This window comes from Pedobacter mendelii (assembly GCF_014635725.1).
Classification (GTDB): Bacteria; Bacteroidota; Bacteroidia; order Sphingobacteriales; family Sphingobacteriaceae; genus Pedobacter; species Pedobacter mendelii.
This window is the reverse complement of the sequence record NZ_BMDJ01000005.1, coordinates 283497-297386: the sequence shown is the minus strand read 5'-3', so window position 1 is coordinate 297386 and position 13890 is coordinate 283497. Positions and strand designations below refer to the sequence as shown.

Below are 13890 nucleotides of genomic sequence, written 5' to 3'. Positions count from 1 at the left end.
AATTCTTCCGATTGATGCATGGGTCGTCATTTTCACGCAGGTAGAAATCTTAAAAATTTTCAAGGCCTGTATTATGCTAAACCTTCAACTTCCAGCTCATTAGAATTATTCTAAATTTCCAAATCACTGTATTTTAAGGTTTAGATTAACGAACTTTAGGTATAAAATCATCAAGACATATTTATGCAATCATCTGATAAGAAAACTAATCAGAGCGACAGCAGAAGGGATTTTCTTAAGAAAAGCTCGCTGATAACTGCCATCGCTTTAACTCCATCTGTTGCCGTTAAAGCTGCAGAAAACCAAGCCGATGAACGTTTTGCCGAACTTTTCGAAAAAATACCACTAAATCTTACGGTTAATAATAAAGCATGTAAAACTTCTATCGAGCCAAGAGTTACACTTTTAGATTACCTGCGTGAAGAACTTCATCTAACAGGAACTAAAAAAGGCTGTGACCATGGACAGTGTGGAGCTTGTACTGTTCATGTTAATGGAGAAAGGGTAAACTCGTGTTTGAGTTTAGCGGTGATGAATGAGGGTAAGAAAATCACCACAATTGAAGGCTTATCTAATGGTGATGAATTGCATGCCATGCAGGCTGCCTTCATCAAACACGATGGTTTCCAATGCGGTTACTGTACACCAGGACAAATCATGTCGGCAGTGGCTTGCGTAAACGAAGGACATACAAATTCAAGAGGAGAGATTAGTGAATATATGAGTGGAAATATTTGTAGATGTGGTGCTTACCCAAATATAGTTGATGCAATAGTTGAAGTATCGAAAGGAGGAACCGAAGCATGATAAATTTCCAATACCTCCGAACAACATCGGTAAAATCAGCAATAGCTTTATTGTTAAAAGATAAAAATTCTAAGTTTATTGCTGGTGGAACAAACCTTATCGATTTAATGAAAAGGGGCGTTTCGGCACCTGAAAAACTTATAGATATTAATCATGTTCCGCTTAAGCAAATCGAACTTGTAGGGAATAATATAGTTATCGGTGCTTTAGCATCAAATACGGCTGTTGCAGAAAATGCTTTAATAAAAGACAAACTTCCTTTATTAGCAATGGCATTAAATGCAGGAGCGTCTGCTCAACTTCGAAATGTGGCTACTGTTGGTGGAAATATGATGCAGCGTACCCGTTGTGGCTATTTTTACGATACCGAAATGCCGTGCAATAAACGCCAGCCTGGTTCGGGTTGCGGCGCTGTTGGTGGTTTTAACAGAATGCATGCAATCTTTGGAACGTCAGATAAGTGTATTGCTGTTCACCCAAGTGATATGTGCATTGCACTAGTTGCTTTAGATGCGGTAGTTGTTCTGGCAAATTCGAAAGGCGAACGCAAAATATCATTTAAAGATTTTCATCGTCTGGCAGGAGATACTCCACAGTTAGATAACAACTTAAAGGCAGATGAAATGATAATTCGTTTAGAAATACCTGTTAATAATTTAGCTAAAAATTCTCATTATTTAAAAGTAAGGGATAGGGCATCTTACGCTTTTGCATTAGTATCTGTGGCTGCCGGAATGGAAATTTCAAATAATAAAATCACTGATATTCGTTTGGCAATGGGTGGGGTAGCGCATAAGCCATGGAGATTAACTGCATCAGAAAATTTCCTTAAAGGAAAAAAAGCTACAATAGAAAACTTTGAGCAAGCTGCAAAATTAGCCATGGCAGATGCTAAAGGTTACGGAGAGAATAACTTTAAGCTTCAAATGGCTCCAAACACAATTATAGAGGCGTTAAATGTTGCAAAATCTAAAGCGTAATCATGAATAATCAAATTTTAAAAGATGAAAACGACCGTGTAGATGGTGTTTACAAGGTTACCGGAAAAGCTAAGTATTTTGCTGAATATGAATTGCCTGGATTAACTTATGGTGTTTTGGTAACCAGTACAATTACAAAAGGGAAAATTTTATCATTAGATACAAAAGCCGCAGAAAAGGCACCTGGAGTAATTTCTGTGTTATCACATTTAAACAAACCTTCTGCACCTGCTTACGAGCAAGAAGGCGGACCAGCAATGAAGATTTTTTATACCGATAAAATATTTTTTAACGGTCAACCAATAGCTATAGTTGTTGCCAATACTTTTGAAAGGGCAACTTATGCAGCATCATTAGTTAAGGCAACTTACGCAAAGGAAGAATTTAATACCGATTTTGAAAAAGCAGTAAATGATACAGAATCAAAGAAATTGCAAGGTCAGCCCGATTATAAACGAGGTGTAGAAAATGCCTATAAAACTGCTGAGGTCGTTGTTGAACAAAAATATCATTTGCCAATAGAAACACATAATCCGATGGAATTGCATGGCATTATTGCCGATTGGCATCCAAATAATCAGGTTACTGTATATGCAAAAACCCAGGGTGTAAAAGCTACTCAAGGTACTATTGCAAATGTTTTTAAAATCCCTATTGAAAATATTCAAGTAAAGTCTGAGTTTGTTGGAGGCGGGTTTGGTATGGCGTTGAGGACTTGGCCTTTAGAAATTGCTACAGTTATGGCATCGAAACATATTGGTAAGCCGGTAAAGATTATGATTACCAGAATGCAGATGTTTACTATGGTTGGTAATCGACCGGCTGCTATACAAACTATTGGTTTAGGCGCAAATAAAGACGGAACCTTAACAGGCATAACACACAGAGCTTTTGGCGAAACTTCTGTTTACGAGAACTTTACGGAAGGTGTTGTAAACATGGCTAAGTTTATGTATCAATGCGATAATGTGAACACGCAATATACTGTTGTTCCTGTTGATTTAGGTGTGCCGATTTGGATGCGTGGACCAGGAGAAGCAACCGGGGCATTTGCACTGGAAAGTGCAATTGATGAAATGGCTCACGCCTTAAACATGGATCCTTTAGAATTCAGGATTAAAAATGACCCTGAAAGAGATCAGCAGCGAAATAAACCATTTTCAGATAAAAATATTAAGGAAGCTTATCGTGTAGGTTCTCAAAAAATTGGTTGGAGCGAGCGTAAAAATAAGCCGGGAAGTTTGGTTGATGGCCAATTGAAAACTGGCTATGGTGTAAGTATTGGCGTTTTTAATGCAAATAGAGGCAGAGCAAGTGTAAAAGGAACATTAAAAGCCGATGGAAGTCTGATTTTGCAAAGTGCAACGAGCGATATTGGCCCTGGAACAGGAACAGGTATGACATTGATTGCCAGTAAATTATTAGGTATTCCTGTAAATAAAATTAAGTTTGAATTGGGAGATTCTTCTCTGCCACCTGCACCAAGTCAAGGTGGTTCGGCCACATTGTCTACTGTAGGTTCGGCTGTAAACGACGTTTGTGTTTCATTAAAGTCTACCATCGCTGAGCTGGCGGCGAATTCAAATATGGATGCTACTTCAAATTTTATTGATGTTTTGAAAAAAAATAACCTGCCATCAATTGAAGTAACCAAACAAAGTCAGGCAGGGAAAGAAAGGGATGATTATTCTATGTATTCATTTTCTATCCACTTTGTGAAAGTTAAAGTGCATAGTTTAACCGGAGTTGTTAAAGTTGATAAAATTGTATCTGTTGGAGATTCAGGTACGATTGTTAGTCCGAAAACTGCCCGAAGCCAAATGGTTGGAGGTGCAGTTGGTGGAGTAGGAATGGCTTTAACAGAAGAATCAATTTTAGACCATCGTTACGGAAGATATATCAATAATAATTTTGCCGATTACCATGTTCCGGTGAATGCAGACATTCCAGAAATTGAAGTCCATTTTATAAACAAGCCAGATCCTTATATCAATCCAATGGGCGCGAAAGGTATGGGAGAAATTGCCTTAATTGGTTTTTCAGCGGCAGTGGCAAATGCCGTTTTTAATGCTACTGGTAAAAGGATTAGAACATTACCGATTACGCCAGATAAGATTTTGGCAACTAGTTAAAAGGCGCTGAAATAAATTCAATATAAGGCTTGCTTTACGATACTTAAAGAAATAAAAATGCCGAATTTCAATTTGAAATTCGGCATTTTATATAAACTGAAAACTGAATTAATTAGCTGCAGATTTGCCATCGTATGTAGCGGCTAACTTTAATGCATTATAAGCATTAACAATTCCACCACTGATAGATAAGTCAGAGAATGGAACAGATACTTTAGGTGCATCTTCACCTTCTCCTTTTTTGTAGGAAACGTTGTGATTAACCTTAACTACCGATTTCACAATAATTTCTTTAACCTGCGCAGCTGTTAATTTTGGATAATAAGAACGAATTAATCCGGCTAAACCAGCAACTACAGGTGAGGCCATGCTTGTTCCATCTAGATTCTTATATTTAGAGCCAGGTATTGTGGAATAAATTTGAACACCAGGTGCAAAAACATCAACCTGAGTTTTGCCAAAGTTCGAGAAACTCGCTTTTAACGATTCATCATCTTTTGGGCCTGAAGCACCGACTGTAATCCATGATGCGATGGTTTTTTCATCTAAATCTTTATGGTTGGGAAAGTTATTTTCAGTATCAATGTCTTTATTCTCATTTCCTGCAGCTTGTACAATTAATACATCTTTCGATGCAGCATATTTCATAGCCTCATTAACAATTGTTTTATCCCAGCTGTATGCCTTACCAAAGCTCATGTTAATTACTTTTGCACCATTATCAACTGCATAGCGAATAGAGTTTGCAACATCTTTGTCTCGTTCATCGCCATTTGGTGTACAACGAACGCCCATAATTACCACATTATCTGCAACACCCATAATGCCTAATTTATTTGTTCTATCAGCAGCGATAATACCTGCTACGTGAGAGCCATGCATTGCATCCGGACCAGCTACATCATTATTGCCATAAAACTTTTCTTTATCATTGTTTGGGTCGTCGCCAACTATATCCCGAGGATTATATTCTAAATTTAAGTTATAATTAACCTGCTCACTGTAATATTTAACTCCTTCAGTAATTTGTTCAGCATAAAAATTTGTAAAGCTTCCTTTTTTTAACTCTTCTCCTAAAATTTCTTGAATGCGAACATCGGCGTTTGTTGCCGGCTTAAAACTTGCGATATCCTCTAAAGTTGGATTTTCTTTACCAATTTTTTTTATTACGGCATCTAATGCATTTTTAAAGCCCATTAATCCTGCTAAATTTGCATTAGCTTCTCCTAATTGCTTTTCTAAATCAGAACGCTCAACTTTAAAAGCTTCATAATCTTTTTTGTCTTTCTCCGTTACATTTGCATCAGTCGTGTTTGCGAACCTTACTTGATCACGACGAACTAAACGGGTTAATTCTAAAGTTTCATGGTCAACTGAACCCTTTAAGCCACCAATAAAGTTCCATCCATGAATATCATCTGCATAGCCATTTTTATCATCATCTTTTCCATTTCCAGCAACCTCATTCCTATTCATCCACATTATTCGTTTTAAATCTTCATGTTCAGCATCTACACCGCCATCGTTAACTGCAACAATAACCCTGGTTGATTTCTTACCTTTCAATAGCTCTTTATATGCTTTTTCGGTTCCAATTCCAAATACAGAATCTGCTTTTAAATCGAGATTTTGCCAGTTTGCTTTTTGAGCATTGGCAAGAAAAGGTATTGAACTTATTACTGCGATATTCAGTAATTTTTTAAAAATTCTATTCGTATTCATTTATGTTTTTTTAATTAACGGCAAAATATAAGTTTAATTTTCTTTAATGGAAAGTTGAAATTAAAAATGTTTTATTAACAGTTTTAAAATTTCTCAAATGAAAAAGCAGAATTCGTTTTAATTGAATTCTGCTTTCTATTATTTTCTTATTTTTTATTTAATCTTTAGTGCTATTTCCTTTGCTTTTTCAGTATGGCCTTCAATTACTGATAAAGTTTTATTAGCCAATTTCTTTAAATCAGAATCTTTGTTTTGTTCACCTTGTTTAAATATCGTAACTACCTTATCGTGATCGTTAACCATCATATCAATATAATGTTTGTCGAATTCACTACCTGTAATTTTTTTCATTGCATCAATATGTATTTGTTCCTCTGCTGGTAATGCATCAGGCGTAATAATTTTCTTTTTAATTGCTAAATCTTTTATTTCTTTTAAAGCCTTAACATGGTCAGTTAACATTTGTTGCGCGAAGTTTTTAACTTCAGTACTTTTTGCATTTTCAATAGCAATTTTTGCAGCTTCAATTTGAATAATTCCACCAACAACGGCTTTCTTCAAAAATGTTGCACCTTCTTCATCAACGGATGATTCTGTACTTTCGGCTCCTGTAACGTGATTTCCATTAACCATTGTGGTATCGCCAGAAACACTATCTTTCATTGTTGATGATTTCTTATCTGCACTTTGACATGACTGAAAAGTAATTGTTGCATAAATGGCTAAACCTAAAAATATTTTTTTCATTTGTTTTTTATTTTATTGATTAGAAAACAAGAAAGTTTGCAAAAGGTTTTTTTCTCATAAAACTTAACTTTAATTGCTTTTGGAGGTTTAGATATTTTCTATTACAATCGCCATTTGCCTTTCTGGATTTTTTAATTCTGTAAAGCCGAATTGACGATACAATTCATGAGCATCTAAAGTTGCTAATTGGTAACGTCTCAATCCTTGCAAATCAGGGTGAAAAATCATAAAAGAAATCAGTTTTTTAGATAAACCCAATCCACGATATTCTTGTTCTACATAAACATCACATAAATAAGCAAAAGTTGCTTTATCGGTTACCCAACGGGCGAAACCTACTTGGTTATTGTTTTTATAAATACCAAAGCAAAGCGAATTTTTAATAGATTTTGCTACCGTTTTTAACGGGATGTTTTTTGCCCAATAAGATTCAGTGCTTAAATAATAATGAACAGCACCTGTTTTTATAAGGTTCTTATTATCAGAGAATATAAATCCGTTTTCACTTATTTCCATGTTAATAATGATTGAATTTGAATGATAGCATGAGTGAATTGCAGATAATAAAAAACAACTAACCCCTTAACCAACTAACCTTTAAAATTAATTACGCATATTGATGTATTGTAGTGGTTGTCCGAAATCTTCACCTCTGCAAAAACTGATGACGGCCTGTAAATCATCAATTTTTTTTGCAGTAACCCTAACCTGGTCATCCATTATTGATGCTTGTACTTTTAAACCACTTGCTTTAATTTTTGCAACCACTTTTTTAGCAGCTTCTTTATCCAAACCTTCCTTAATGGTAATTTCTTTACGAATCATATTACCTGATGCTTGATGTTCGTCGCCAAAATCTAAACTTTTTGGGTCTAAATTCTGTTTCATCATTCTTGAAATTATAGAACCTTCGATTGCTTTTAAACGCATATCATCTTCAGTAACAATGGTTACAACATTGGTTTTTTTATCCAAATCGATGGTGCTTTTTGAGCCATTAAAATCGAAACGGTTTAAAATTTCTTTTTTGGCGTTGTTAATCGCATTATCTAAAGTTTGCGCATCAACTTTACTTACTATATCAAAAGAAGGCATGGTTTTAGCTTTAAAGTAAAAAAATAAGTAGATTTAATTGAAATTATCTTACACCACAAAAAAACGAAAAATAATATGAAAACCACTAAACCAAAGTCGCTAAAAAAAACAACTAAAAAAGAAGTTAAGAAACAGTTAGAAGAATCTATAACTGATAAATTTTTAGAAGTAATAAAAAGTTTAGGTCACGATGTTTCTGAGATTAGTGCAGAAGTAGGAAAAGCGAGTAAGCGTGTGGCTAAAAAACTAACGAAAAAGTTCACCGTTATAAAAGCAGATGTTGGACATAAGATAGAGGAGCTCGTAAAATCTAATAAAAAAGTAAAAGAAGAGCTAAAAAAGCCTATTTCTAAAGCTGCTGCCAAAGCAGAGAAAGTTGTTAAAAAAGCGGTATCAAAAGCTAAACCAGTAGTTCAGAGTGTAAAGGTAGGTACAATTGCTACTGAAGAAAAAGCAGAAAAAGCAATAACTAAAACAGTTATTGACGTGAAGAAGGCTGCTAATGAAGTTAAAAAAAATGTAGTTTCTGCAGCTGCTAAAACTGCTCCAGTTAAAAAGGCTGCAACGAAGGCCATTGAGGCTATTGAAACTAAAGCTGCACCAGCCAAAGCTGTTGTTACAAAAACTGCTTCGACTGTTGCAAAAAAAGCAACACCTGCGGTAAAAAAAATAACCAAAACTACAACGACTAAATAATTTGTTAACATTAATATCGTAACGAATTAACATCGACTTAACAAATTAATTTGCAGTTTTGAGCTTCCCTGCTTTGCAGGGATTTTTTACTTTTTTAAATGAGCAAGAAGAAGATACCTTTTTTAAATCGAGAAATCAGCTGGTTATATTTTAATGAACGCGTACTTCAGGAAGCAGCCGACGAAACTGTTCCATTAATTGAGCGCATAAAATTTTTATCTATATTTTCTTCAAATCTGGAAGAGTTTTATAGGGTTAGGGTAGCAACTATGACAAGGCTAACCAACCTTAATGAAAAAGCAAAGGCACTTTTAGGTTTTAATCCTAAAAAAATCCTTAATGAGATTAAAAATATTGTAGTAAAACAAGAACGAAAATTTGATCAACTTTTCCAGGCAACGCTAATTAACGAACTCGCTCAAAATAGAATCTTCATTTTAAATGATACTCAATTGAATGTAAGTAGGGGTGAGTTTGTTAAAAATCATTTCAGAGACAAAATTTTATCGAACGTAGTACCCATTATGCTCGATATGGATAAACCATTTCCAGAGTTAAGGGATAGATTTTTGTACTTTTTCGTTAAGCTATCTAAAAAGGATACAAAAATAAGAGAGAAATATGCCTTAATCGAAATACCACCTAATTTATCACGTTTTCTTGTACTCCCAGAAACTAATGATTTAAAGTTTATTATTCTTGCTGAAGATATTATCAGGTATTGCCTTGATGATATTTTTTATGTTTTTACCTACGATAATTTAGAGGCTTATTCTATTCAGCTTACTCGCGATGCAGAATTGGATATTGATAAAAATATTAACGATAAATTTATTGAAGACTTAAAAAGCAGTTTAGAAAAGCGTAAAAAAGGTAAACCGATGCGTTTGCTTTATGATTCGGCAATGCCGCTAAATATGCTTACAGTTTTAGTAAATAAATTAAAGCTCGAAGCAGAAAGTTTAATTCCAGGCAATCGTTATCATAAATTTGGAGATTTTATTGCTTTTCCTAATGTTGGAAAAAAGGAATTAGAATATGCACCAAATGTGCCATTAAAGGTTCACAATTTGCATCGGACGGAAAGTGTATTTGCTAAAATTGCAAACAGAGATTATTTGGTAAATCTACCTTATCAATCTTATGATTACATCATTCTCTTCCTTCGTGAGGCAGCAATTGATCCAAAAGTTACTGATATTCAAATTACTTTATATCGCCTTGCAGAAAATTCTAAAGTTATAAACGCTTTAATAAATGCAGCTAAAAACGGCAAAAATGTATCTGTTTTATTAGAATTGAAAGCTAGATTTGATGAACAGGCTAATATTTTCTGGACAAGCAGGTTAATGGAAGAAGGTGTAAAGGTTAATTATGGTTTAACAGATTATAAAGTTCACTCTAAAATTTGTTTGATTAAACGAATTGAAAAAGAAAAGCCTGTTTATTATGCCAACTTAGCAACAGGAAATTTCAACGAAAAAACAGCTGGTTTATATTGCGATCATAGTATTTTTACATCTAAAAAAGAAATTACCAACGATTTAGTTAAACTTTTTGATGCCTTAAGTAAAAGAACGGTAACTAAAGGTTTCAAACATTTAATCGTATCTCCTTTAGAAAGCAGGTCTAAACTTACCAATTTTATAAACCGAGAAATTAGAAATGCCAAGGCAGGAAAACTAGCCTATATTCTGTTAAAAGTTAATAGCTTAGCTGATGAAGGTATTATAACCAAATTATATGAAGCAAGTAATGCAGGCGTAAAAATACAATTAATTATTCGTGGCATTTGTTGCTTAGTGCCTGGTGTTAAGGGTTTTAGTGAAAATATTACAGCAATTAGTATTATTGATAAGTTTTTAGAACACGCTAGGGTTTATATTTTTAGCAATAACGGTAAAAACGATATGTATCTATCTTCTGCTGATTTAATGAGCAGGAATTTTGAGCATCGGGTTGAAGTTGGTTTTCCGGTTTTAGATCCTGATGTTAAGCAGGAAATTCAGGATATGATTGATTTGCAGCTTCAGGATAATACAAAAGCTAGGCAAATTAATGCATTGAATAATAATAAATATCATAAAAACAGATTAACTAAAAAAACCAGGGCACAAGTAGATATTTATAATTATTTGAAAACCAAGCATCAATAACATGTTAAGATACGCAGCAATAGATATCGGCTCAAACGCGGTTAGGTTACTTATCGCAGATATTAGTAAACAAGATGGTTTATACAAGTATAAAAAAAATACCCTTATTCGTGTGCCTTTGCGTTTGGGCGATGATGCGTTCTTAGACCAAAAAATATCTCCTAAAAAAGTTGGTGATTTGGTTAAAACGATGACTGCTTTTAAAAATTTAATGGATGTTTACCACGTTACAGAATACTTAGCTTGCGCAACATCTGCTATGCGTGAGGCTGAAAATGGAGAAGAAATTGTTAAGCTAATTAAGGATGAAACTAACCTTACGTTAGAAATTATTGAAGGTCAAAGGGAGGCGAATATCATTTATGCAAACCACATTGAACAGGATTTAGATCAAAGTAAAACATATTTATACATAGATGTTGGTGGCGGTAGTACTGAGCTTTCTGTTTTTGTTAACGGAGCACCCGAAGCATCCAAATCTTTCAATATTGGTACTATACGAATGCTTGATAATCAGGATAAAGAAGAAACATGGGAAGAAATGAAAACCTGGGTTAAGGATAATACAAAAGCTTATAAAAGCCTGGCAGGTATTGGAACCGGTGGTAATATTAACAAGCTTTTCCGCATGGCTGATGAGAAAGAAAATGCACCAATGTCATTACAGAAGTTAAATTCTTTATATAATAAATTAACGAGTTATTCTTTAAAAGAACGTATTCATGTTTTAGGTTTAAATCCCGATAGGGCAGATGTTATTATCCCAGCTTGCGAGATTTATTTAACATTGATGAAGTGGACCGGAATAAAGCAGATTTACGTGCCAAAAGTTGGTATGGCTGACGGGATTATCAAATTACTTATTGAAGAAAAACTTGATTAGTTTTTAGCTTGATAAGCCATCTTCATAAAACTTCTAACTTCATCATTTATATCTTCTTTATAATAAAGACGTAGATGGTGATTATATTGACTTATACCAGGAACCTGTGCTATTTTAGTAAAGCAGAAATTATCATTAAAAGGCTGATTGAAAGGAAATACAATGTGAACAAAGTTTTCCCCAAGCTGAGTGATGTAAGCCAAATTATGATTGCTTTGTATTGCTATCATCGATTTTAAGGGACGCAATTCTACCTCACCAATCTCATTAAATTCATCAATAAAAAAAAGGAATAACTCAAGAGTATAGTCCGTTTTTTTATTTAAAAAGTCTGTTATTTGCATTTTAGACATATTTTTTATTCTTAAGTAATTTTACTGCAGCTTCGTCAACAAACCAGGTTAATTTTCCATCAACCGGGTTAATTAATTGCGCAGGGTAAGTATCAAAATTCTTTTTTTCATCGCCAATAACATGCTTTAAAGCTTCTGCTTTATTCTCTCCAAAGGCAATAAATGCTACATTTTCAGCTTTGTTTATTAATGGTGCTGTTAAGCTGATGCGATAAGTGTTTAATTTTTCTACAAAAACAGAGTCTACATCAACTTGTTGGTTTTTAACTAATGTTGTATGCGGGAAAATTGAAGCTGTATGTGCATCATCACCCATACCTAGCAAAATTAAATCAAAAACAATATCATTGCCTTTAAAATGTTCATCTATAGCTTTTTTGTATTCTATAGCTGCCTTTTCTGGTGCTAATGTTGTGTCAACATAAAAGATATGATCAGCGGCAACGTTTAAGTTATCAAAGAAATTTTTCTTTGCCATTAAACCATTGTAATTTTCATCATCCGACGGAACATTACGCTCATCACCAAAAAAGAAATAAACTTTCTCCCAATCAATTCTATCTTTACAATTGGTTGATAAAATTTTGTATAACTCTTTTGGAGAATTACCTCCAGTTAAAACGAAGTTAAAACGATCGTTATCTTCAATTGCCATTTCTGCAATTTTGATAACATAATCAGCCAAATCTTGATTTAATTCTTCGAGCGTTTTGTAAATTAGTAGATTCATTTTTTTTTAATTAATCGTAATTGCTAGGTACGAAGCCATAACGATAAAAGTTTAATTATTCTTTATTCTTCAACGGCAAATTAAACCAGTGAAAACCATCTCTTGCAATTAGTGCTTCAGCTTCTTCAGGTCCCCAGCTATCTGCAGGGTAGTTAGGGAAGTTAATTGATTTTTTACTTTCCCAAGTATTTAAAATTGGCATAACCAATTCCCAGGCTGTTTCTACCTGGTCGCCACGCATAAATAAAGTTTGATCGCCCATCATGGTATCAAGCAATAAAGTTTCGTAAGCTTCTGGTGTATCACCATCATAAGTACCCTTGTAATCAAAAACCATGTCAACAGGATTTAATACCATATCTAAACCAGGTCTTTTTGCCTGTACTTGTAAACGGATACTCATTTCCGGCTGTATGCTAATTACCAATCTGTTTTGTACCCAATTTTCAGTCACATCAGATGAAAATATCTGGTGAGGTACGTCTCTGAATTGAATGGTAATTAATGATGAAGTTTGATTTAATCTTTTGCCTGTTCTTAGATAGAAAGGAATTCCCTGCCATCTCCAATTATCAATATGGAATTTAACTGCAGCAAATGTTTCTGTATTTGAGTGTTTATCAACACCTTTTTCCTGGCGATATCCCGGTACTTCTTTACCTTCAACCCAACCTTTACTGTATTGGCCGCGAACGGTTCCAAAACGAATATCTTCTGAAGAAAAAGGTCGCATTGCTTTTAAGACTTCAACTTTTCTATTCCTGATTTCATCAGCATCAAAAGTTATTGGTGCTTCCATGCCAATTAAGCAAAGCAACTGCAATAAATGATTTTGAATCATATCTCTTAGTGCACCAGCACCTTCATAATAACCTCCACGATCTTGGACACCTAATTGCTCGGTAACCGATATTTGAACGTGGTCGATATAAGATCTATTCCATAAAGGTTCGAATAATGAATTTGCGAAACGGAAGGCCATCATATTTTGAACGGTTTCTTTACCTAAATAATGATCTATACGATAAATTTGTTTCTCTGTGAAGATTGTGCTTAAAAGTTTATTTAACTCTTTAGCAGATTCTAAATCATGTCCGAAAGGTTTCTCAATTACAATACGACTATTATCTTCGTTTTGTGTTAGCTTATATTTTTGCAAACATTCTGCAATAATTGGGAAAAAGTTTGGCGCAACGGCTAGGTAGAAAATAACTTGTGTATTGGCTCCGTATTCTTTTTGATATTTTTCTACTGCAGCTTTTAAGTTTTCGAAAGTTTTAGGTTGAGCAAAATCTGTTGGGCAATAATGAATAGTATTTCCAAAATCCGCCCATTTTTCTTTTTTAACCTTGCCTGAACGAGAAAATTCATTTACAGCGCCTTCCAAGGCTGATTTGTAGCTTTCGTCAGTAAATTCTGTTCTTCCAGTACCAATAATAGCAAATTTTTCTGGCATATAGCCTTCAACAAATAGGTTGTAAAGTGCAGGAGCAAGCTTACGTTTATTTAAATCGCCTGTACCTCCAAATATTACAAATATTGTTGGATTTAATGCGGTATTTGATTTCATTTATTTTTTTTTAAAAATC

Annotated in this window: 13 protein-coding genes; 6 read left to right on the top strand and 7 right to left on the bottom strand. The window is 34.2% G+C overall.

Translation table 11 applies throughout. From position 1 onward, the window contains the following. Nucleotides 1-183 precede the first annotated feature (183 nt). From IEV50_RS11365 to IEV50_RS11355, 3 genes are read left to right on the top strand one after another with little or no spacing between them, the layout of a single operon-like run. Nucleotides 184-807 (top strand): (2Fe-2S)-binding protein, encoded by a 624-nt coding sequence (locus IEV50_RS11365; RefSeq protein ID WP_188414257.1) that lies wholly within the window; start codon nt 184-186, stop codon nt 805-807. Further along, a complete protein-coding gene (locus tag IEV50_RS11360; RefSeq protein WP_188414255.1) occupies nt 804-1787 on the top strand; it encodes an FAD binding domain-containing protein in 984 nt (327 codons plus the stop codon). The genes IEV50_RS11365 and IEV50_RS11360 overlap by 4 nt, the downstream gene beginning before the upstream one ends. Nucleotides 1788-1789: 2 nt before the next feature. After that, on the top strand, nt 1790-3919 hold the full coding sequence (locus IEV50_RS11355) for a xanthine dehydrogenase family protein molybdopterin-binding subunit (RefSeq protein WP_188414253.1): 2130 nt from the start codon (nt 1790-1792) through the stop codon (nt 3917-3919). A 108-nt stretch (nt 3920-4027) separates the two neighbouring features. Here IEV50_RS11355 and IEV50_RS11350 read toward each other — a convergent pair whose 3' ends face one another. The 4 genes from IEV50_RS11350 to IEV50_RS11335 all read right to left on the bottom strand — a co-directional run bounded on the left by IEV50_RS11350 (nt 4028) and on the right by IEV50_RS11335 (nt 7483). Beyond that, nucleotides 4028-5641 (bottom strand): S8 family peptidase, encoded by a 1614-nt coding sequence (locus tag IEV50_RS11350; protein WP_188414251.1) that lies wholly within the window; start codon nt 5639-5641, stop codon nt 4028-4030. A 153-nt stretch (nt 5642-5794) separates the two neighbouring features. Beyond that, complete coding sequence (locus IEV50_RS11345; protein WP_188414249.1) at nt 5795-6388, bottom strand: DUF4142 domain-containing protein; 594 nt, start codon at nt 6386-6388, stop codon at nt 5795-5797. 87 nt (nt 6389-6475) lie between these two features. After that, nucleotides 6476-6904 carry a GNAT family N-acetyltransferase gene (locus IEV50_RS11340; RefSeq protein ID WP_188414247.1) on the bottom strand — a complete coding sequence of 143 codons (429 nt, stop codon included), beginning with the start codon at nt 6902-6904 and terminating at the stop codon, nt 6476-6478. An 87-nt stretch (nt 6905-6991) separates the two neighbouring features. Beyond that, entirely contained in the window at nt 6992-7483 is a 492-nt protein-coding gene (locus IEV50_RS11335; protein ID WP_188414245.1) for a YajQ family cyclic di-GMP-binding protein, read from the bottom strand. Between the two features lie 75 nt (nt 7484-7558). Here IEV50_RS11335 and IEV50_RS11330 point away from each other — a divergent pair, with 75 nt between their 5' ends. The 3 genes from IEV50_RS11330 (at nt 7559) to IEV50_RS11320 (ending at nt 11218) form a co-directional block, all read left to right on the top strand. After that, a complete protein-coding gene (locus IEV50_RS11330) occupies nt 7559-8179 on the top strand; it encodes an SPFH domain-containing protein (RefSeq protein WP_188414243.1) in 621 nt (206 codons plus the stop codon). A 98-nt stretch (nt 8180-8277) separates the two neighbouring features. Then, a complete protein-coding gene (gene ppk1, locus IEV50_RS11325) occupies nt 8278-10335 on the top strand; it encodes a polyphosphate kinase 1 (protein ID WP_188414241.1) in 2058 nt (685 codons plus the stop codon). A gap of 1 nt (nt 10336) precedes the next feature. Then, a complete protein-coding gene (locus IEV50_RS11320) occupies nt 10337-11218 on the top strand; it encodes a Ppx/GppA phosphatase family protein (RefSeq protein WP_188414232.1) in 882 nt (293 codons plus the stop codon). Here the strand turns inward: IEV50_RS11320 and IEV50_RS11315 are convergent. The 3 genes from IEV50_RS11315 to zwf are packed head-to-tail and all read right to left on the bottom strand — an operon-like array spanning nt 11215 to nt 13871. Next, nucleotides 11215-11571, bottom strand: a complete 357-nt coding sequence (locus tag IEV50_RS11315; protein WP_188414229.1) for a DUF5655 domain-containing protein — start codon at nt 11569-11571, stop codon at nt 11215-11217. The genes IEV50_RS11320 and IEV50_RS11315 overlap by 4 nt on opposite strands. Further along, nucleotides 11564-12301 carry a 6-phosphogluconolactonase gene (pgl, locus tag IEV50_RS11310; protein WP_188414227.1) on the bottom strand — a complete coding sequence of 246 codons (738 nt, stop codon included), beginning with the start codon at nt 12299-12301 and terminating at the stop codon, nt 11564-11566. The genes IEV50_RS11315 and pgl overlap by 8 nt, the downstream gene beginning before the upstream one ends. A 55-nt stretch (nt 12302-12356) precedes the next feature. Continuing rightward, a complete protein-coding gene (gene zwf, locus IEV50_RS11305; RefSeq protein ID WP_188414225.1) occupies nt 12357-13871 on the bottom strand; it encodes a glucose-6-phosphate dehydrogenase in 1515 nt (504 codons plus the stop codon). Nucleotides 13872-13890: the final 19 nt, after the last annotated feature.